Genomic DNA, 22,304 nt, shown 5'->3' on the forward strand with positions numbered 1-22,304 from the left:
CTTTACGCTGTTTTTTCCCAGAGAAAACGAATCAATGCATTTTCTAATTCAGCACTTTTAGTAATATTCGAATGACTGCCACTTTTTTCAGTAACGAGTAATTCTTGATAACTGGCAGCATGCTCTTGCAACAAATAGCGCAATGCAAACGCACTATGAATCGAAACAGAACCATCGCTGTCTGATCCATCCTTTAAATCACCCGCTACATCAAGGACTTGCAAATTCTTTGGTAATCGATTCATCGCTTTGTCAAAGTATTGATAAATCGGTGTCTCTCCTTTAGGTCCTTCTTTAGTCATCTCATAAGCAAAAATCTCTTTAGTTTCTTCAGCAATCTCTAAATCGTTAAACGGTGCCGCGATGGCGACAAATCGTTCCGTCGTCGGTGTTTTTTTGCGGCTATCTTCTAATAAATAGCGCAGCGCTGAGACTCCACCCATCGAATGGCTGACTAAATTGATCCGTGTGATTTTTTGTCGATAAAGATAGTGCATTACGTGGGCTATCCATTTACTTTGTGTCGTCTCATCGGCCACGTCTTTTGCAAAAAGGACCATAATGGTTGGATTGTCATTATTTTTGTTGATTTTTCCTTCTACAGTCAATGTTCCATCTGCTTGAACTATGATTGTCATCTCACGTTTCGCGACATTTTCTTTTTCTAATCTGTGCAAAAGCGGGCCAAACGAAAAAGAACTTCCTTCGTAACCGTGAATAAATACAGTTGGAACGTTGGAATAATGAATCCCCTTTTGTTTGACTAACATTCCTGGACTAAAATAGCGGATTTTCATATAATAGCTCCCAATAAGAAGCAAAAACAAACTCAGCAGCAACAAGATTCCTTTAATTATTCGTTGCACGTATTCATTCCTTCTTTTTTATCAGATACGTATAACTCGCTTTACTTCCTAATAGCCGATCTGCTAACTGACGTTCAAATAGAAAGCGGGTCTGATCATCCATCGACAGTGAGTGGTCAAGTACAGACTCTTCTTCAAAACATGGGATAACAAATTGCCAAGTAGGTTCAGCTTCAAGCACTTGACTAGCAACCAAACTTGTCAAAAAAATTGATTCTCTTCGAGGGGCTTTCCCTGCTGCTATCCGTTCGATCAGTAAGCCTATCTGATTATTGAAAAACTCACGATTGACATCACCAAGGAGTTCAGCTAGTTTTGGAAATAGTTCTGGTTGTTCGATCTTATTAAAATAATTAGGCAGTGTCTCTGTTAACGTCCCACTGTGATTAATGGTGACTAGATCAAAATTTTTATGTTCCAAGCGAGTACAAGTCGCTGTTGGAAAATCGATTGCCAGTGTCTCAGTCAAATTTTCACTCCAAAATCTTTCACTCAACCAAACTAATAATTGTTCATTGGAATATCCAGTCATTTCTGTCAAGAAATGCTCAACGATTTCTGTCGTTGGATACTCATCTATTACTGAAAGACGAAGAGAATACCGACGATCTTGCCGAGTGATGATTTTGTGATTGATCAAAAAATCTAGGTTTTTATCTAAATGCTTTTGTTTTGGGAAAGCTTGTCGTAGTTCGCGCAAAATTACGGGATTTTCTAATTTGTTAAAATAGCACAACAATTCAGCCATTTCTGGTCTTTTTACTAACTGTTCCGTCTTTTTATCATTCATATAGATATACATGGTTGTTTCCTTTCTTAATGGAAGGAATAATTTATAGTATCCCATTAATTCATTAAAGTATAGGTGATAAGTACCCATAGATTATCTTCAAATAGTCATTTTTTCTACAAAAAAGTGGACTTTCAAAAGTCCACTCATCTTATCAATTATTTTTCAAACGCTGCTGTTAGTTGCGGAACAACTTGTTTTTTCCGTGAGACAACGCCTGGTAAGAAGGCCCGATCATTTTTCAGTTGTACATTGAAGGCTTCGGTTACCATTTCTCTTGGTTCCCCAGCTACTAACAGTTCTGAATCCGAATTTAATATATTTGTTACGAGTAATAAGAATAAATCATACCCATTTTTAGTATTTTCGGTCAGCATCGCATTCCGCAAAGCATCTTGGCGAGCAAATACTTCATCAAGATCGACTGTATTGACTTGAGCGATCCGAACTGTTTTATTTGCCATTGGAAATGACTTAGCATCTAAATCTAATAATTCTGCTTCAGATTTATTGCCTAAATTTGTCCCTGCTTTTAATAAATCAAGTCCATAACTGTTTCCATCTACACCAGCAATTTGAGCCAATTCATTTGCTGCATCAACGTCTTCTTGAGTACAAGTAGGTGATTTGAATAATAATGTATCAGAAACGATTGCTGAAAACATCATGCCTGCAATTTTTGCTGGAACCGCAATGTTGTTTTCTTTATAAAGCTTCAATACGATGGTCGATGTACAACCAACTGGTTCTGCTCGATAATATAGCGGATTAGCTGTTTGGAAATTAGCGATTCGGTGATGATCAACGACCGCTAAAATATTTAATTCCTCAATATCTGCTACACTTTGTTGGAATTCATTATGATCGACTAACATTACATCGCTTGTTTCAGCAGCGATTTTTTCTACCACACGTGGAGCTGTCAAACCGAAATGATCCAAAGCAAATTGTGTTTCTTCATTTGGTGTTCCAAGTGCTACTGCCTCTGCATCTACGCCCAATTCTTTTTGTAAATTAGCAAAGGCGATCGCTGCTCCGATTGCATCTGTATCAGGATTTTGATGCCCAAAAATTAAAACTTTTCCCATAGTTGATTCGCTCCTTTAAATAAGTTCCTCTTTATCATATCAAAAAAAAGTAAAAGAGCAACAACATGCCTCTTTTTTCTAACATAAAACAGTAATTCTTTCTAAATAAACAGCTTCAGCTAAGATTTGCTACTTTTATCAAAAAAGAGGCTGCGACGATCAAACGTCCACAGCCTTCTTCTTAATTGACACGTTCTAAGTAGCCTTTGTAATCTTCTGTATGCAATAATTTCTTTGCATTTTCTACTCGATCATCGGTTGGTGGTTCGATACCTTCTAAAGGATAATCCATATCCATCTCGATCCACTTATATTTACCCATCGTGTGATAAGGTAAAATCTCCACTTTATCGACATTATTTAAACTCTTAATAAATTTATCTAATCGAATTAAAAATTCGTCATAGTCACTTCTAAAAGGTACCAATACATGGCGGATCCAAACAGGTTTATTGATATCTGAAAGGTATTTTGCCATCGCTAAGATATTATCATTACTTTGTCCAGTCAGTTCTTTATGTTTTTGGTTATCAATTTGTTTAATATCAAATAATACTAGATCCGTATATTTCATTAATTCTTCAAATTTAGAGAAAAATGGTTCATCAAAAGTAAATGGATTTCCACAGCTGTCTAAAGTCGTGTTGACTCCCATTGCTTTTGCTTTTTTGAATAGATCAATCAAGAAGTCGATTTGTAACAATGGTTCACCACCACTTACAGTAATTCCACCCTTTTTACCCCAATAGCTTTGATAATTTAACGCTTCTTTTAAAACATCTTCAGCCGTTCTTTTTTTCGCTTTAGGATCATTGATCTTCCAAGTATCTGGATTGTGACAAAATTGGCAACGCATCCGACAGCCTTGCATAAAGACGATAAAACGTACACCAGGTCCGTCAACGGATCCAAAGCTTTCAATTGAATGGACATTTCCGAAAATCGGTTGTTCAGCCACAGTAGACATAAACAGTCCCCCTCTTTTATATGTAAAAACCTCCACGGAGATTTTTAAAGTTTGCTTTTCATAAACTTTAAAAAAGTAAGGCGAATAGACCTCCGTCCATCCGCCCTAAACTTTTTTATCTGCTTATTGTATTTTTATTACATTTTTGCGTGGAATGTACGGCTGATTACATCTTCTTGTTGTTCACGAGTCAAGTCGATGAATTTAACTGCATAACCAGAAACACGAATTGTAAAGTTTGCATATTCTTCTTTTTCTGGATGTTCCATAGCGTCGATTAATTTTTCTTTGCCGAATACGTTCACGTTCAAGTGGTGAGCGCCTTGGTCAAAGTAACCATTTAAAACGTTAGTCAAGTTTTCGATTCGTTCATCTTCATCATGACCTAATGCATCTGGATTGATACTTTGAGTATTTGAAATACCATCTAATGCGTATTCGTAAGGTAATTTTGTCAATGAATTCAATGAAGCCAACAAGCCATTTTGTTCAGCACCATAAGATGGGTTTGCCCCTGGAGCTAATGGTTCGCCCGCTTTACGGCCATCAGGCATTGTACCTGTTGCTTTACCGTAAACAACGTTTGAAGTGATTGTTAAGATTGATGTTGTTGGTTCTGAATTACGGTAAGTATGATAATGTTCTAATTTTTCCATAAATGTCTTCAACAACCATACAGCAATGTCATCTGCACGAGCATCATCATTACCATATTTAGGGAATTCGCCTTCAGTCTTGAAGTCTGTTACGATACCATCTTCATCACGGACTGGGAATACTTTTGCGTATTTGATTGCTGCTAATGAATCTACTACGTGAGAAAATCCAGCAATACCAGTAGCAAATGTACGTTTCAAGTTTGTATCCATCAATGCTAATTCTGCTGCTTCATAATAATATTTATCATGCATGTAGTGGATGGCATTCAATGTATTGACATACATACCAGCTAACCATTCTAACATGTCATCGTATTTAGCCATAACATCGTCAAAATCTAGCGCATCATCTGAATCGATTGGACGGAAATCAGGTCCAACTTGAACTTTAGATTTTTCATCAACACCACCGTTGATCGCATATAACAACGCTTTTGCTAAGTTAGCACGAGCACCGAAGAATTGCATTTCTTTACCAGTTTGTGTTGCAGATACACAACAGCAGATTGCATAATCATCTAACCAGATTGGACGCATAACATCGTCATTTTCATATTGAATTGATGATGTATCGATTGAAATTTTTGCTGCATATTCTTTGAATCCTTGTGGTAAACGAGAAGAATATAAAACAGTCAAGTTTGGTTCTGGTGATGGTCCCATGTTTTCTAATGTGTGTAAGAAACGGAAATCATTTTTCGTTACCAATGTACGTCCGTCCATACCCATACCAGCAATTGATAATGTTGCCCAAACAGGATCGCCTGAGAACAATTCATTGTATGAAGGGATACGTGCAAATTTAACCATGCGTAGTTTCATAACTAGATGGTCGATTAATTCTTGAGCGCCATCTTCTGTCAATAGACCATTTTGAATATCACGTTGGATATAAATATCTAAGAAAGTAGAAACACGGCCGATTGACATTGCAGCACCGTTTTGTTCTTTGATTGCAGCTAGGTAGCCAAAGTACGTCCATTGAACAGCTTCTTGAGCATTTTCTGCTGGGCGAGAAATATCAAAGCCATAAGCAGCTGCCATTTCTTTGATGCGTTTCAACGCATTGTATTGATTTGTGATTTCTTCGCGTAAACGAATGTCTTCATCAGTAAATTGACCATGTCCACAATTTTCATGATCTTTGAATTTTTGTTCCATCAAATAATCGATTCCATATAAAGCTACACGACGATAATCGCCTACGATTCTTCCGCGTCCGTACGTATCAGGTAAACCAGTAATGATCTTGTTACGACGCGCTGCACGGATTTCTGGTGTGTATACATCGAAGACCGCTTGGTTATGTGTTTTATGATAATCATTGAAGATTTCAGTGAATTTAGGATTTGGTTCATATCCATAACTTGTCAATGCTTCTTCAGCCATGCGAATCCCACCATAAGGCATGAATGCACGTTTTAAAGGTTTGTCCGTTTGAATACCAACGATGGCTTCTTTGTCTTTCATCTTTTCATCGATGTAACCAGCGCCATAAGCATTTGCAGCAGAAACAATATCTGCTTCCATGTCTAATACGCCACCATTTTCACGTTCTTGTTTTTGTAATCCTTGTAATTTGCCCCATAATTCGTTTGTTGCATCAGTTGGTTCAGCTAAGAAATCTGCGCCGCCTTCATAAGGTGTGTAGTTCGCTTGGATAAAGTCACGTGTGTTGATTTCACTTTTCCACAGATCGCCTTTGAAGCCTTTCCATGCAGATTTTTCTGTGTTCTTCATTTTTTCTAGTTCATTTGTTGCAGTTCCCATTTTAAAAGGACCTCCTTAGAATAAAAACTTAATTGCTACAGCTTTATGACCAAAGTATAACACATAATCTTCTTTATGCAAGCCTTTCCTTGTGAAAGATTAATTAGAAAACGAAATATTTTTGTAATCATTTACAAAACATTGATATAAAAGGATTTTCAGCAATATTATTCTTTATTTTTTTACGTAGATACACACCTATTTAAATGCTTTTGTGATAGAACAAACGGGCAACTGTATTAATACAGTTGCCCGTTTTTATTATAATTATATAGTACAGAAAAGTTAATCTTCAACCAATTTTTGGATGTTTTGAACAGAGAAAAGTTCACCATCTTGTTTTTCATTGATGACAAATGTGCCATTTGTCATCCGATCACTAATCGCAATCTCGGCAATCTCGATTTCTGTTTCAATCCCTTTTTTCGTTGTCAAGGCAAGGGTTCCTTCTGTCTCGGTTGTCATATACGCTAGGCGATGTGGATTTTTTTTCAATTCACGGAAAATCATCAATCCACGTTTTGCTCTGCCAAGTTGCGGCAACTCTTGCGCTAACATTCGTTTAGCTGCTCCTCGTTGACTGAGTAATAAAATTGGCGAATCCCCTTCAGAAGGAACCAACGCACCAGCTACTACATAATCGTCTTCTTTCAAATTGATGGCTTTAACACCCGCTGCTTTTGCACCGACCACTGGGACTTCTTCTAAAGGATAACGCAATCCAAATGCACGATGTGAAGCAATGAGCACGTCCATATTGTGTGTTTCATTAGTTAAAAAGACTGATACGATTTGATCAGTATCATTTTTTAATTTCATCGCTGTTGTCGGACGACTGCGATAAGTCCGCCATGGTGAAAATTCGGTCATCCGTGTTTGTTTAATCATGCCTTCTTTACTCATAAAAATAAAGAGTTTGTTGGCATCGATCTCCTTGTAAGGAAATGCTGCAATGATCTCTTCTGTCACAGACAGATTGGTGATGGTTTGTGAGATATGTTCTCCGACATCTTTCCATTTTAATTCAGTAATCTCATGGACCGGGCGATAAATCATATTTCCATGATTGGTTAATATCAATAAATGATCCAACGTATTTAATTTATCGATGAAGATGATCGTATCGCCGTCTTTCATCCCATGCTCTTCTAAACGTGAAGCATTGTACGAACGTAAGCTACTGCGTTTGAGATACCCTTCTTTTGTCAAAGTCACAATGACATCTTCTTGAGCGATCAATACTTCTGTTTCAATCTTGATTTCGCTAATCTCATCTTCAATTGGTGTCAAACGGTCATTTCCGTAGTTCTTTTTGATTTGACGCCATTCATGTTTCATTACTTTATGCAGCTCTTTTTCACTGTTTAAGATCAAATGCAATTCATCGATCTGAGCAGCTAGTTCAGCAGCTTCTTTTTCCAATTGAGTAATATCTGTATTAGTCAAACGATAGAGTTGTAAAGTTACGATGGCTTCTGCTTGTTCTTCACTAAATGCAAAGCGTGCAACTAGGTTATTTTTGGCATCTTTTTTATCTTTACTGTTGCGGATTTCTGTGATTACTTCATCCAAGATAGATAGAGCTTTCATCAATCCTTCAACAATATGCTGACGTTTTTTTGCTTTTGCAAGTTCATATTGACTGCGTTTAGTGATTACAGATTTACGGTGTTCAATATAGCTGCTTAAAATATGTTTCAATCCCACTTGTTGAGGAGTCATATTATCAATAGCTACCATATTGAAGTTATAATTGATTTGAAGATCGGTATTCTTAAATAAATAATTTAAGATTCCTTCAGCATTAGCATTTTTTTTCAGTTCCACTACTACTTGTAATCCCGTCCGGTCAGATTCATCACGAACTTCAGCAATGCCGTCGATTTTTTTATTCAAACGGATCTCATCCATTTTTTTAACTAAGACAGCTTTGTTTACTTCATAGGGGATCTCATGAATGACAATCTGTTGTTTTCCACCTTTTAGCGGCTCGATTGAGGTTTTCGAACGAAGGATGACTTTGCCTTTTCCTGTTTCGTAAGCTTTTTTTATTTCGGCTTTTCCTTGTAAGATTCCGCCAGTCGGAAAATCTGGTCCGGGGATGTATTCCATGATTTTTTCTAATGATGCATTAGGATGGTCCACTAAATAAATAGCTCCATCAATCACTTCAGATAAATTATGAGTAGGAATCTCTGTTGCATAGCCTGCTGAGATACCTGTTGAACCATTGACTAATAAGTTCGGATACGCTGCTGGTAATACAGTCGGTTCTTTTTCGGTATCGTCGAAATTCCACACAAAATCGACCGTTTCTTTTTCAATATCTCTTAGCATCTCTCCGCTTAATTGCGACAGACGTGCTTCAGTATAACGCATCGCAGCTGGTGGATCCCCATCCATCGACCCGTTATTTCCGTGCATTTCAATCAAAACTTGGCGCAATTTCCAATCTTGACTCATTCGCACCATCGCTTCATAAATCGAACTGTCGCCATGAGGATGATAATTCCCCATGATGTTTCCGACCGATTTTGCAGATTTTCGAAAGCCTTTATCGTAAGTGTTCCCATCTTTATTCATTGCAAATAAAATGCGTCGTTGAACTGGTTTCAACCCATCACGAATATCTGGCAATGCCCGCTCTTGGATAATATATTTTGAATAGCGGCCAAAACGGTCACCCATAACTTCTTCCAATGTTAATTCTTGAATTGAATGTTTTCCATCCATTTTTTGACCACCTCCTACTCATCAAACAGACCGATTGATTTTACATCGTCAGTCGTTTCTTTCATTTCATTTTGATTTGTTGTTGAAGCAGTTGGTACTTCTTCTTTATTGTCTAATAAACTGCCCTCTTCTTCTAACGTGAATTGGACATGGTTTTCAATCCATTTTCGTCTTGGTTCCACTTTATCACCCATCAAAGTCGTCACACGTCGTTCTGCTTGAGCTGCATCATCGATTCTTACACGGACAAGTGTCCGATACTCAGGATCCATCGTTGTTTCCCATAATTGTTCTGCATTCATTTCGCCAAGACCTTTATAACGTTGCAACATATAGCCTTTACCAACTTTGTCGATCACAGCTTGTAATTCATCATCTGTCCATGCATACTCGACAATTTGTTTGCGTCCTGTTCCTTTTGAGACTTTGTATAACGGCGGCAATGCGATATAGACTTTGCCTGCTTCAATCAAGGGTTTCATATAACGATAGAAAAAAGTCAATAACAAGACTTGGATGTGAGCACCATCTGTATCTGCATCGGTCATGATGATCACTTTGTCATAATTACAATCTTCAATAGAAAATTCCGGTCCTACGCCGGCGCCAATAGTGTAGATCATTGTATTGATTTCTTCATTTTTTAAAATATCTTGCATTTTTGCTTTTTCCGTATTGATGACTTTTCCTCGCAATGGCAAGATTGCTTGGAATTTTCGATCTCGGCCTTGTTTGGCTGAACCGCCGGCTGAATCACCTTCGACTAAAAATAATTCATTTTTTGCCGCATTACGGGACTGAGCAGGGGTTAACTTTCCTGAAAGTAATGACTCGCCTTTTTTACGTTTCTTTCCATTGCGGCTTTCTTCACGAGCTTTACGCGCAGCTTCACGAGCTTCACGGGCTTTGATTGCTTTACGAATCAACATTTGGCTATTTTCACTATTTTCTTGTAAATAAAAGCCCATTTGTTCGCCGATCACTGCATCTACTGCTCCACGTGCTGCCGGAGTCCCTAATTTTTCTTTTGTTTGTCCTTCAAATTGCAAAAGGTCCTCTGGGATTCGAACTGATAAAACCGCAGAAAGACCTTCTCGAAAATCAGAGCCTTCTAAATTTTTATCTTTTTCTTTCAATAACCCTAGTTTGCGCGCGTACTCATTGAAGGCTTTGGTCATGGACGTCTTCATCCCTGATTCATGGGTCCCGCCATCTTTTGTACGAACATTATTGACAAATGATAACAAGTTTTCTGAATAACCATCGTTGTATTGATAAGAAAATTCTACTTCGATTCCTTCACGTTCCCCAGAAAAATAAACAACCGGTGTCAATGTATCCTTGTCTTCATTTAAATATTCGACAAATTCTTTGATTCCTTCTTCAAAATGGAATACTTCTGTAACTTTTTCTTCGCCACGCAGATCCGTTAACGTAATCTTTACACCACGTAATAAAAATGCCGATTCTCGTAACCGTTCAGATAATGTCTCGTAAGAAAAATTCAAAACTGAAAAAATTTCTTTATCAGGTAAAAAATGGACCGTGGTACCATTTGGTTTTTTGGTCTTGCCAATTTTTTTCAACGTTCCTTGGGGCTTACCGCCATCTTTAAATTCTTCGCGGTATTCTACACCTTCTCGAACAATCGTTACTGTCAGCCATTTTGATAAAGCATTTACTACACTGGCACCTACTCCGTGTAAGCCGCCAGAAGTTTTATAACCTCCTTGGCCAAATTTTCCGCCAGCATGTAAGATCGTAAAGATTACTTCAACAGTCGGAATTCCTGAAGCATGCATCCCAACGGGCATCCCACGTCCTTTGTCGCTTACTTCTACACTATTGTCATGATGAAGGGTAACTTCAATCTCATTCCCATAGCCTGACAATGCTTCATCTACTGCATTATCAACAATTTCATAAACCAAATGATGCAGGCCTCGACTGTCTGTCGAGCCGATATACATCCCCGGGCGTTTTCTAACCGCTTCTAATCCTTCTAACACTTGGATCGAAGCGTCATTGTATTCGTTGTTTATCTTAGCCAATCCTACAGCTCCTTACTTCTAATAACGTAATCATTTATCTTAGTGAAAAATGATTGTGTTGTTTGTACCTTTACTAACGTACATCATTTGTATGATACGCTAAAAAAGTCCAAAAAAAAAGCCTCTCCTGTTTCTGAAAAGGCATTTTAAGCTTTTTTTTTAAGAAAAGCAACTCAAGAATTATGCTCTTTTGTTTAATTCAATCTTTACGCAGCGATCCATGACAATATCATTACGACCATGCTCTTGTAAGATTTCTGCTGCTTTTTCGCTGCTTAACCCAAGTTGGGCCCAAAAAACTTTAGCATCTGTTTTTAAAAATTCTTCGGCTATTTCTGGTAAAAACTCACTGCGTCTAAAGATATCCACGATATCGATCGTCTCTGGTACAGCAGCTAGATTTTCTACAACTGGGATGTCATTGACTGTTTGACCAGCTAACTTGGGATTTACACCGTATAATTTATAGCCGTGAGCTTTTAGAACAGCTGCAATTTTATAGCTCGTTTTATCGGGATTTGCACTAAGACCCACTACTGCGATGACTTTTGCTTCATCCAAGTATTGAAAAATTTTTTCCTGACTAGGATTTTGAAAACTCATTTGAATACCTCCGCTCACTTTGATTATTTACGATAACCAGTATATCATGGGATTAGAATTTGTTCACTCATTTGAAATCTGCTAAAATGACCTTACTACTCGAAGAAATGAGGACACATATGAAAACCGCCATACTTTTAGTCTTAGCTTATCTTTTAGGCTCTATCCCTTCTGGAATTTGGATTGGGAAACTTTTTTTCAAAAAAGACATACGTGAATTTGGCAGCGGAAATTCTGGTACTACCAATACGTTTCGTGTATTAGGAAAAGCAGCCGGACTTATTGTTTTTGCCATGGATTTATTAAAAGGTACACTAGCAACTTGTTTGCCTATAATCTTTCATTTAGATATCAATCCATTATGGTTTGGTTTAGTAGCAGTCATTGGTCACACATTACCTATTTTTGCTGGCTTCAAAGGCGGCAAGGCTGTCGCTACTAGTGCTGGAATGTTGTTAGGCTTTGCTCCTTTATTTTTTTGTTATTCAGTGGTTTTCTTCCTGATTATTTTGTACATCACCAGTATGGTCAGTGCAGCTAGTATCACTTCAGCTATTTTTGTTACTCTATCTTCAATTTTTCTGCCTTACATTTGGCCAACAATCTTGCCTACCCAAAATTGGCTGCTGACATTGGTGTGTTTTCTTTTAACTTGTTACATCACTTATCGTCATAAAGAAAATATTTTGCGGATTAAAAATGGCACAGAAAATCGGGTTCCTTTTGGTTTGAATAAGAAGGAGAAATAGATGGACGAACAACTATTGGATTGGGCAATCGAACTTCAAGCAATTGCTCAAGCTGGGCTGACTTACACAAAAGATCCATTCGATCAAGAACGTTTTGAGCGAATCCGAACAATCGCAACAGAACTACTTGCATTACAATCACCCCTTCCTGTATTAAAAGTAAAAGAACTTTTTGCCAAAGAAACAGGCTATCCAACACCAAAATTAGATACACGGGCAGCGGTATTCAATGAAGGTAAGATCCTACTTGTCCAGGAAAAAAATGAACTTTGGTCGTTACCAGGCGGTTGGGTCGATTTTGATCAATCAATCAAAGAAAATACGGTGAAAGAAACACTAGAAGAAACCGGGTTACAGGTAAAACCTATAAAAGTGATTGCTATTCACGAACGTAACAAACACAATCATCCTCGTTATGCCTATAGTGTTTGTAAAATATTTGTGGAGTGCTGTTTACTCGGTGGAAAGTTTAAAGAAAATATTGAAACAATCCAGATTGCCTGGTTTTCTTTAAAGGATCTACCACCATTAGCAGAAGCAAAAAATACGAAAGAACAAATCAAACTTTGTTTTGAGGCTCATCACAACAATGAGTGGCGTGTTCCTTTCGACTAAAAAATCTTCTAATCAATGAATAAACAGGCTGCGCCGAATTTAGCGCAGCCTGTTTATTCTCTATAATTCTCATTAGATTAGCCAACTGTTGTTATCAACTGACGGTAATCGAAAATTCTGTCTTAAACTGTTCGTTTGCTGCCAATCGATTCATACCTTCTTTATCTTCCAGACGCCCGGTACTATCGATGGTATCTGCAAATCCCCACCATGGTTCGATGCAAACAAATGGTGCTTCAGCAGGATAAGGTGACCATAGACCGACATAAGGAACATTGTTGTAAGCCACTCTTACACGATGAGAGGATTCTTCGCTGCCTAATGTATAAGCATTTAATCCTCGTGTTTCATAAATCAATGCATCTTCTTTGAACAAATCTCGGCTTAATTGAATGTTTGTATTTGTTTGACCAATCGTTTTTTGATCTAAATTTGTGAATGGCCCTTCTAAAGGAATTTTCACCCGTGATTTTTGAGGAGAAAAAGCAATAAAATAATCCTCAAATTTCAATTCTTCTGTCAATGGAATATTAAAAGCTGGATGTCCACCCAAAGCAAAAATCATTTCTTCAGTCCCGGTATTTTCTACATTAAAACGAATCCGAACGCCTTCACCCCAAATTTCATAACTAACAGTGAGCGCGAAATCAAATGGGTAAACTGCCTTAGTTTCTTCATCGCTTTCAAGTAAAAAAGTGACTTTATCTTTTGTTTGTTCGACTACTGAAAATAGTTTGTCCCGTGCAAATCCATGTTGACCCATAGAATACGTTTTTCCTTGATACGTATATTGATCGTCTTTCAAACGTCCTACAAATGGAAAAAGCAACGGTGCATGGCGTCCCCAATATTTTGGATCTGCTTGCCAGATATATTCAATCTCATTGGCACGCAAGCTGGCGAGTTCTGCGCCTTGTTCATTGATTGTTGCTTCCAAAAAATCATTACTGATTGTCACTGACATAAGTCTTTCACTCCTCATTTCTATCTCGCTTTTCATTGTACAGTCTGAACTTTATGAACAGTTCTTTTTATTGAACCAAAAAAACGAGTATTTTTTCTATTTGTGACGGACTAATTCTTCTTTGAATAATGGATTCAAAACTTTCAAATAAGTCCCTTTCATTCCAAGAGAACGAGATTCGATGATACCAGCAGACTCTAATTTTCGTAGAGCATTCACAATCACAGAACGTGTGATACCGATTTTATCCGCAATATTTGAGGCCGTCAATCGACCTTCATCCCCTTCTAGTGCTTCAAAAATCGCTTTGACAGCTTTTAACTCACTGTATGAAAGAGTAGATATCGCCATTTGTACAGCCGTTTGACTGCGGATTTTTTCTCCTACGTGTAAAAATTGTTGGTATAAAATTTCCATACCGATAACAGTTGCCCCGTATTCGGCTAAAACAAGGTCATCATCAGTAAATATCTCTTCTGTTCGAGCTAGCACGATCGTCCCTAAACGTTCTCCAGAACCAAAAATCGGAATAACAGTCGTTAATCCATGAGGATAAAGTTCTGCTCGTTCAGTCGGAAAAGCAGTCAGTTCATTTTCTACTGGAATATTCGCCTCTGTTCGCATGACTTCTTTCATTCCTGAGACATAACTATCCGGAAACTGCCGATCAACTAAAAAAGAACGAACTCGATCAGTATTAATATCGATCTTTTCATTTAGTCCCAACAATTTTCCCTCAGCCCCGATAATATAAGTCAGTGTGCCTAAAATATCTCCTAAGATCCGCGCCATATTATTATAAGGTAACTCTGCTGCCGGTTCAAAGGCATTTTTTTGTTGCATTAATTTATTTATCTGACGTGTTTTTTCTAATAATGTTTCCACTTTTTCTCCTCCCCAGTTTTAAAGAATAAAGCGACTCAAATCTTTATTTTGAGCGATTGATGCTAATTTTTCATCCACATATGCCTCTGTAATCTTGATTTCACCCATTTGCATATCTGGTGCTTCGAATAAAAGATCTTCCAACAATTTTTCTAAAATCGTGTGCAAACGGCGGGCACCGATATTGTCTGTTTCTCGATTCACATCAAATGCGATCTGTGCAATTCGTTCGATTGCTTCTTGTGTAAAAATGATCTCAACATTCTCTGTTCCTACCAAAGCAACGTATTGTTTGATCAATGAATTGTTTGGTTCGGTCAAAATTTTCACAAAGTCTTCGGCTGAAAGATCATTCAATTCAACACGAATTGGAAAACGTCCTTGCAATTCTGGAATCAAGTCACTTGGTTTAGACAAACTAAATGCACCGCTGGCAATAAACAAAATATGATCTGTTTGGATTGCTCCATACTTTGTATTCACTTGAGAGCCTTCAACGATCGGCAGGATATCTCTTTGAACACCTTCACGAGATACTTCTCCTGAATTTTGTTGTGATTTAGAAGTAATCTTATCGATCTCGTCGATAAAGATAATCCCAGAACTTTCTGCTAAATTAATCGCTGCAGTAGAGATATCTCCTTCATTGACTAACTTTGCTTGCTCTTCTTTTACTAATAACTCTTGTGCCTTTTTAACAGTTACGGTGCGCTGAATCTTCTTTTCCGGTGTCAAAGCGCCCAATGTATCTGACAAGTCAATGCCCATTTGTTCTAAGCCGTTGTTCATTGGCATCGATTTTTTTGGCTCAGTTATTTCAATCGTCACATCTCGTTGGTCCAATAACCCTTTTTCTAATTGTTCAAGAATAGTTTGACGATTTACTTTAATCGCTTCTGTGACTTCTTCTTTTGGTTCGTTTTGTGCTTGGTTAAAGATATTCATCATTTGTTCATAAGGATTGTTGCTTTGTTTTTGTTCTTTTTTAATCCCAGGAACTAAAATTTTCACTAAACGTTTATTGGCACGTTTCAATGCTTGTGAATACACTTTTGAATATTGTTCTTTTTCCACGATTGTGATAGCATTCTCAACTAAATCACGAACCATGGACTCAACGTCACGACCAACATAACCCACTTCTGTGAATTTTGTTGCTTCAACTTTCACAAAAGGTGCTTTGACTATTCGTGCCAAGCGCCGAGCGATTTCAGTCTTACCAACACCAGTAGGGCCAATCATTAAAATATTTTTAGGGGTGACTTCTTGTTGCATGGTTTCTTCTAATTGCATTCGACGATAACGATTACGTAACGCAATCGCCACAGAACGTTTTGCATCGTTTTGTCCAATAATATATTGATCCAATTCACTTACAATTTCTTTTGGTGTTTTGTTAACTTCCGTCATTTCGATTCTCCTTATGTTTAGTATTCTACTCTTCTTTATCAGTCGATTTACATTTCTTCTACGATAATATTATGGTTAGTAAAAACACAGATGTCTGCAGCGATATTCAATGCGCTCTCAGCAATTTCTTTTGCATTCATGTCAGAGTTGTGTTTCTTCATTGCTCGAGCAGCAGCTAAAGCATAATTTCCACCTGAACCGATTGCTAAAATTCCATCATCTGGTGCAATGACCTCGCCGTTACCAGAAACAAGCAGCATCTCTTTGTCATTCATGACAATCAATAACGCCTCTAGATTTTTCATCGCTTGTTGTGTCCGCCATTCTTGGGCCAGTTCTACAGCCGCCCGTTGTAAGTTGCCGTTATATTCATTGAGTTTTCCTTCAAATTTTTCTTCTAAAGTAAATGCATCGGCTACGCTGCCAGCAAAGCCTACGACAACTTTGCCATTATAAATACGGCGGACTTTGCGGGCCGTTCCTTTCATAATCACTTGTTCGCCCATTGTGACTTGGCCGTCACCAGCCATGGCTAATTTCCCATCTTTTTCGATTGCGCAAATTGTAGTGGAATGAAATTGTGATTCAGACATATTATTCTCTCCTTCTTGATTAGTCAGTGGACACCACTAAAACTAAATAATTATAATTTAAGCTCTTGGATGAAATGAGCGATAGCTCTTTTGTAAACTTTCTTTTGTAACATGGGTATAAATTTGGGTCGTTGACAGATTAGCATGGCCCAATAATTCTTGGACTGTTCGTAAATCCGCCCCATTGTTCAGCAGATGAGTCGCAAAAGTATGACGCAACATATGTGGATGGATATCACTGTTCAAACTGCTTTTTTTGATCATTTGATTAAGCACATATTCGATCCCAGTCGGTGTAATTTGATCGCCACGATGATTAATAAACAAAAAATCATGCTCTTTACCAAAATGATTCATAATTTTTTTTCGACCATCTTGAACAAATTCTTGAATCGCATCTGCTGCATAAGAACCTAGCGGTACATAACGATCTTTGCTCCCTTTTCCGTGAATCAGCATCACACTGTTGTCAAAGTCGATTACTGACAGATGAAGGTTCGCGCATTCGCTCACACGTAAACCTGAACCATAAAGGATTTCTAATAATGCACGGTTGCGTTGATCGAGGGGTTTTGTCCCATCGACACTAGCAAACAATACCTCAATCTCTTTTTCATAGAAAAAACGTGGAAGGCGTGCTTGCTTTTTTTTGAGATGGACATAAGAAAATGGATTCTCTTCAATTTTTCCATGTTTCAAAAGATATTGATAAAAAGAGCGTAAACTTGCGATTTTGCGACTGATCGTATTGCGGCTATATTTCTGATCGTTTAAAAATGCTAAATACACCCGAACATCTAAATGATTCACCGATAATAATGAAGCTTCTCCTGAATTTTTTAAAAAATGACAAAAGTCATTTAAATCTCGCTGATAGGCCTCTTTTGTCTTCTCAGAGTAGCCGCGTTCAGTCATTAAATAACTCACAAACTCTTGCATGATTGCTTCATTTTCCAAATTTTTTCTCACCTCACAAACATATCACAAATGTAGCATAAGAGCTTTTTAATTACAATTGAATTGTCAGAATCTATTGACTTTTCACGAATATACTAACAATTATTTATAAATCTTTCATATTTATAGCTAAAATAGCCGTTGATTTCATTTATTTTAAGTAAATAAAAAAAACTCCACTGTTTTTATCAGCGGAGTTTTTTTCTAATCATTCATTGTTGCTAATGCCTTCAATGCTCGTTCGGCTAATGTTTCATAGCGTAATTTTTTATCACGAATCCGTTCTGGCAGACTAGGAAATAGCCCAAAATTTGCATTCATCGGTTGAAAATGTTTGCCTTCTGCGTGGGTAATGTAATAGGCCATCGAACCAATCGCAGTCTCGCGAGGAAATTCGATCAGCTCTTCTCCTTTAGCAAGTCTTGCAGCATTCAAACCAGCAACTAATCCGCTGCCCGCGCTTTCCACATAACCTTCAACGCCCGTCATTTGACCAGCGAAGAATAGATCGGGACGCTTTTTACTTTGATAGGTCGGCTGCAACAGCTCTGGTGAATTCATAAAACTATTGCGATGCATCACACCATAGCGTAAAAATTCAGCATTTTCTAATCCTGGGATCATTTGAAAAACACGTTTTTGTTCGCCCCATTTTAAATGCGTTTGAAAACCAACAATATTATACATAGACGCTGCGGCATTGTCTTGACGTAATTGGATTACAGCATACGGACGTTTACCTGTCTTAGGATCTTCTAAACCAACCGGTTTCATTGGACCAAACAACATTGTTTTTACGTCGCGTTTTGCCATAACTTCAATCGGCATACATCCTTCAAAGAATTTTTCTTTCTCAAATTCTTTTTGCGGCGCTACTTCTGCTTCAATCAGTGCATTATAAAAACGCATGAATTCTTCTTCTGTCATCGGGCAATTTAAATATGCTGCCTCACCTTTGTCATACCGTGATTTCAAATAAACCTTTTCATGATCGATAGTAGACTCATCAATAATCGGCGCTGCGGCATCATAAAAATAAAAACCTTCCGAACCATTATACGCTGCGATTTCTGTTGCTAGAGCCTCTGAAGTTAAAGGTCCCGTCGCAATAATCGTAATCCCTTCAGGAATTTTTGTGACTTCCTCAGAGATGACTGTCACCATAGGATGGTTTTTCACTTTTTGAGTGATCAGCGCTGAAAAATCTGTCCGATCTACTGCAAGTGCTCCGCCAGCGGGTACAGCTGTTTCATCTGCTGCGGCAATCACTACTGAGTTTAGCCGGCGCATCTCTTCTTTTAAAACGCCGACTGCATTTGTCAAACTATTGCCACGCAATGAATTACTACAAACAAGTTCTGCAAAATTTGCTGTATGATGCGCCGGTGTTGACTTTACTGGACGCATCTCATATAAATTGACCGGAACACCTGCTTCTGCTAACTGCCACGCAGCTTCGCTTCCAGCAAGCCCTGCTCCAATAACATTGACTGTTTTTACCATTGATTTCCTCACTTATGGAAGTTATTTTTGTACTGCTTCTTCGTAATCGCCATTAACACAAACAACTTGTTTGCCGCCCTTGACTTTTTTCTCAACTAAATAGCCATCACATTTTGGACACTTCCGCCCAACTGGTTTATCCCAAGAAGTAAAGTCGCAATCAGGATAACGGGAACAGCCGTAAAACAAACGATTTTTTTTCGATTTCCGTTCAACGACTTGTCCTTTATGACAAACTGGACATTCTATGCCGATTTCTTTAACGATTGGTTTTGTATTACGACATTCTGGAAAATTACTGCATGCATAGAATTTTCCATAACGACCTAGTTTGATCACCATTGGATGACCACAAACATCACAATCAAAGCCCGCGGGCTCATCTTTAATCTGGATTTTTTCAATTCCTTCTTCGGCTTTTTCTAATTCTACAGCAAACGGTTTGTAGAAACGGTCCACGACTTTTGTCCATTCTTCTTTGCCATCTTCAACTTTATCCAAATCATTTTCCATTTCAGCAGTAAAATTAACATCAACAATCTGTGGGAAAAAGTCCACGATCAAAGTATTCACGATTTCACCAAGTTCAGTTGGCTCAAAACGTCTTTGAGTTAATTTCACATAATAACGCCGTTGGATTGTATCTAGTGTCGGCGCATAAGTTGATGGACGACCCACACCATTTTCTTCCAATGTTTTAATCAGTGTCGCTTCGCTAAAACGAGCTGGTGGTTGTGTGAAGTGTTGTTTAGGCTCAATATCGACAGATTGAACGACGTCCCCTTTTTCAAGTTCTGGCAAGATATTTTCTTTATCTTCTTTGCCATCATCGCGTCCTTCAATATACACCTGCATGAATCCTTTAAATTTGATTTTTGATCCATTAGCAATAAAGATGACATCATTTTGTTCTAAAGTCACTTTCATCGTATCAAGGATTGCAGCTGTCATTTGACTAGCCACAAATCGTGACCAAATCAATGTATAAAGTTTTAATTGATCTTTGTCCAAGTATTGTTTCATTTCATCAGGAGTTCGTTGGACACTGGTTGGACGAATCGCTTCATGGGCATCTTGTGAACCTTGTGGATTTTTCACCTTACGGGCATGGTGCTGTGAATATTCTTTGCCATACGTCTTTTCAATAAATTCTGCAGCTTCTGTCTTTGCAGTATCAGAAATACGTGTGGAGTCAGTACGCATATAGGTGATCAAACCAACTGTTCCTTGTTTTCCTAAGGCGATTCCTTCATATAATTGTTGCGCAACCATCATAGTTTTACGTGTTCGGAAATTCAGTTTGCGAGCAGATTCTTGTTGCATATTACTCGTTGTAAATGGTAAAGCTGGATTGCGTTTGCGTTCTTTTTTCTCAACTTTGGTGACTTCATAGTCTTTACCATCAATTCTTGAAGTAATCTCTTTTACAGCTTCAGCATTCGGTAGTTTCTTCTTCTTGCCATCGATTCCCCAAAAATTTGCTTTGAATTTTTTTGTTTTCTTCTTGAAGTTTCCATCGATGCTCCAGTATTCTTCTGGAATAAAATCGCGAATCGCTTGTTCGCGGTCAATAATCATTTTTAAAGCAATAGACTGAACACGACCAGCACTCAAACCTTTTTTGATTTTTTTCCAGAGAATCGGTGAGATAGAATAGCCCACTAATCGATCTAGGGCACGCCGTGCTTGTTGGGCATCGACTAAAGAAACATCGATCGACCGTGGCTCTTTAAACGCCGCTTTGACAGCATCTTTTGTGATCTCGTTAAAGACTACACGATTTTTGTCTTTCAAATCTAATCCCAACAAATACGCAAGATGCCAAGCAATTGCTTCCCCTTCTCTATCCGGGTCACTTGCAAGATAAACTTTTTGCGCTTTTTTAGCTGCTTGTTTCAAACTTTTAATAACATCGCCCTTACCGCGAATAGAAATATAATGGGGTTCATAATTATTTTCGACATCGATTCCCATTTTGCTTTTAGGTAAATCACGGACATGTCCCACACTTGCGACCACTTTGTAATTTCTTCCTAGATATTTTTCAATGGTCTTTGCTTTAGCAGGAGATTCCACGATAACTAAGTATTTATAGGCCAAATATTTTTGCCTCCTCAATTTTTTCTACTATTATATATTGAAAACTACTGACAAATCGTAGCCTATAATACGCTATTCAAATTTTGTTTGTCAAGTCAGGCCTAATGAATTTTATGCCATAAATCATAAGAATCAAAAATATCTTGTGTTTTTTCAACACAGATTGCCCCATCTTGAATCAATTGATGACAACCACTAGAACGGCCATCTAAGATCGACCCGGGAATCACAAAAACATCCTTTCCATAATCTAACGCTTGTTGTGCAGTAATCAAAGAGCCACTGCGTTTTTTAGCTTCTAACACAAGTACCCCGCTACTGATTCCTGCAATGATTCGATTACGCATTGGAAAATGGAACTTTGCTGGTAAGGTGCCATTAGGATATTCACTCAACACCAAATGATGTTGACACATTTCAATTTGTAAATTTCCGCTTGCTTTAGGATAGCAAACATCTAAGCCTGTGCCAATTACACCAATCGTCTTTCCTTGATTACTGATGGCAAACTGATGGACGAAGCTATCGATTCCCTTAGCTAGTCCACTGACAATTACCAATCCGCGTTTTGTAAGATCAGGCATTAATTTTTTTAATACTTGATAACCATAATCACTTGCTGCACGTGCACCTACGATTGCTAAGTGTTCATGATCCAATAAAGACAAATTTCCTTTATAAAATAGAATCAAAGGTGGTGTGGGAACATGTCGCAATCTTTCTGGATAGATTTCGTCTTCGATCGTTAAATATTGATGCGTTCTTTTGATTTGGTTTAAGCGATCATCTGTCCATTCATCCCAATCGTTGGGTTTCATCGTTTGTGCTAATAAACGGATTTCAAAACTGTCAAACTCCCATCGTTGGTGTTTTTTAGCAAATTGATAGATCCGTTGTTTGCCAAAATGGCCAACGCCTTTTAATAAACTCAATCGTAGAAGAAATTCATTTTTCAAAAAAATCCCTCTTTTCAGCTCTTTATCAAAAAGATACAGCGAAAA

At 37.9% G+C, this 22,304-nt stretch carries 18 protein-coding genes; 2 read left to right on the plus strand and 16 right to left on the minus strand.

What is annotated here, in order from left to right; all coding sequences use genetic code 11:
• Positions 1-2 precede the first annotated feature (2 nt).
• From P7D84_RS07280 to P7D84_RS07315, 8 genes are all read right to left on the minus strand, one after another.
• Positions 3-797, minus strand: coding sequence for an alpha/beta hydrolase (locus P7D84_RS07280; protein ID WP_311805772.1), 795 nt, complete (start codon positions 795-797; stop codon positions 3-5).
• 73 nt (positions 798-870) lie between these two features.
• Entirely contained in the window at positions 871-1,668 is a 798-nt protein-coding gene (locus P7D84_RS07285; RefSeq protein ID WP_311805773.1) for a DUF1803 domain-containing protein, read from the minus strand.
• Positions 1,669-1,814: 146 nt separating this feature from the next.
• Positions 1,815-2,744: a manganese-dependent inorganic pyrophosphatase gene (locus P7D84_RS07290; protein WP_311805775.1), complete on the minus strand. Its 930-nt coding sequence runs from the start codon at positions 2,742-2,744 to the stop codon at positions 1,815-1,817.
• Between the two features lie 181 nt (positions 2,745-2,925).
• Positions 2,926-3,711 (minus strand): pyruvate formate-lyase-activating protein, encoded by a 786-nt coding sequence (pflA, locus tag P7D84_RS07295; RefSeq protein ID WP_137604301.1) that lies wholly within the window; start codon positions 3,709-3,711, stop codon positions 2,926-2,928.
• Between the two features lie 137 nt (positions 3,712-3,848).
• Positions 3,849-6,140: a formate C-acetyltransferase gene (gene pflB / locus P7D84_RS07300; RefSeq protein ID WP_170999814.1), complete on the minus strand. Its 2,292-nt coding sequence runs from the start codon at positions 6,138-6,140 to the stop codon at positions 3,849-3,851.
• Between the two features lie 285 nt (positions 6,141-6,425).
• A complete protein-coding gene (parC, locus tag P7D84_RS07305; protein WP_311805777.1) occupies positions 6,426-8,873 on the minus strand; it encodes a DNA topoisomerase IV subunit A in 2,448 nt (815 codons plus the stop codon).
• A gap of 14 nt (positions 8,874-8,887) precedes the next feature.
• Entirely contained in the window at positions 8,888-10,915 is a 2,028-nt protein-coding gene (parE, locus tag P7D84_RS07310; RefSeq protein WP_311805875.1) for a DNA topoisomerase IV subunit B, read from the minus strand.
• 189 nt (positions 10,916-11,104) lie between these two features.
• Positions 11,105-11,527 carry a CoA-binding protein gene (locus P7D84_RS07315; protein WP_311805779.1) on the minus strand — a complete coding sequence of 141 codons (423 nt, stop codon included), beginning with the start codon at positions 11,525-11,527 and terminating at the stop codon, positions 11,105-11,107.
• Between the two features lie 119 nt (positions 11,528-11,646).
• Between P7D84_RS07315 and plsY the strand changes: the two genes are divergently transcribed.
• Positions 11,647-12,276 (plus strand): glycerol-3-phosphate 1-O-acyltransferase PlsY, encoded by a 630-nt coding sequence (gene plsY, locus P7D84_RS07320; protein ID WP_137604304.1) that lies wholly within the window; start codon positions 11,647-11,649, stop codon positions 12,274-12,276.
• Positions 12,277-12,891 carry an NUDIX hydrolase N-terminal domain-containing protein gene (locus P7D84_RS07325; protein WP_311805781.1) on the plus strand — a complete coding sequence of 205 codons (615 nt, stop codon included), beginning with the start codon at positions 12,277-12,279 and terminating at the stop codon, positions 12,889-12,891.
• Between the two features lie 94 nt (positions 12,892-12,985).
• On the opposite strand, the gene P7D84_RS07330 is transcribed toward P7D84_RS07325, so the two are convergent.
• The 8 genes from P7D84_RS07330 to dprA form a co-directional block, all read right to left on the minus strand.
• Positions 12,986-13,855 (minus strand): aldose 1-epimerase family protein, encoded by an 870-nt coding sequence (locus P7D84_RS07330; RefSeq protein WP_137604306.1) that lies wholly within the window; start codon positions 13,853-13,855, stop codon positions 12,986-12,988.
• Between the two features lie 96 nt (positions 13,856-13,951).
• Entirely contained in the window at positions 13,952-14,740 is a 789-nt protein-coding gene (codY, locus tag P7D84_RS07335) for a GTP-sensing pleiotropic transcriptional regulator CodY (protein WP_137604307.1), read from the minus strand.
• Between the two features lie 18 nt (positions 14,741-14,758).
• The gene (hslU, locus tag P7D84_RS07340) at positions 14,759-16,150 is read right to left on the minus strand and encodes an ATP-dependent protease ATPase subunit HslU (protein WP_311805783.1); all 1,392 of its coding nucleotides are present in this window, start codon (positions 16,148-16,150) and stop codon (positions 14,759-14,761) included.
• 47 nt (positions 16,151-16,197) lie between these two features.
• Positions 16,198-16,743: an ATP-dependent protease subunit HslV gene (gene hslV / locus P7D84_RS07345; protein ID WP_137604309.1), complete on the minus strand. Its 546-nt coding sequence runs from the start codon at positions 16,741-16,743 to the stop codon at positions 16,198-16,200.
• 57 nt (positions 16,744-16,800) lie between these two features.
• Positions 16,801-17,682, minus strand: coding sequence for a tyrosine recombinase XerC (xerC, locus tag P7D84_RS07350; protein WP_170999818.1), 882 nt, complete (start codon positions 17,680-17,682; stop codon positions 16,801-16,803).
• A 222-nt stretch (positions 17,683-17,904) separates the two neighbouring features.
• A complete protein-coding gene (gene trmFO, locus P7D84_RS07355; protein ID WP_311805784.1) occupies positions 17,905-19,203 on the minus strand; it encodes an FADH(2)-oxidizing methylenetetrahydrofolate--tRNA-(uracil(54)-C(5))-methyltransferase TrmFO in 1,299 nt (432 codons plus the stop codon).
• A gap of 21 nt (positions 19,204-19,224) precedes the next feature.
• Entirely contained in the window at positions 19,225-21,303 is a 2,079-nt protein-coding gene (gene topA, locus P7D84_RS07360; RefSeq protein ID WP_311805786.1) for a type I DNA topoisomerase, read from the minus strand.
• Positions 21,304-21,404: 101 nt separating this feature from the next.
• The gene (gene dprA, locus P7D84_RS07365; protein WP_311805788.1) at positions 21,405-22,259 is read right to left on the minus strand and encodes a DNA-processing protein DprA; all 855 of its coding nucleotides are present in this window, start codon (positions 22,257-22,259) and stop codon (positions 21,405-21,407) included.
• Positions 22,260-22,304 lie beyond the last annotated feature (45 nt).

The organism is Enterococcus dongliensis, from assembly GCF_031927985.1.
Classification (GTDB): Bacteria; Bacillota; Bacilli; order Lactobacillales; family Enterococcaceae; genus Enterococcus_A; species Enterococcus_A dongliensis.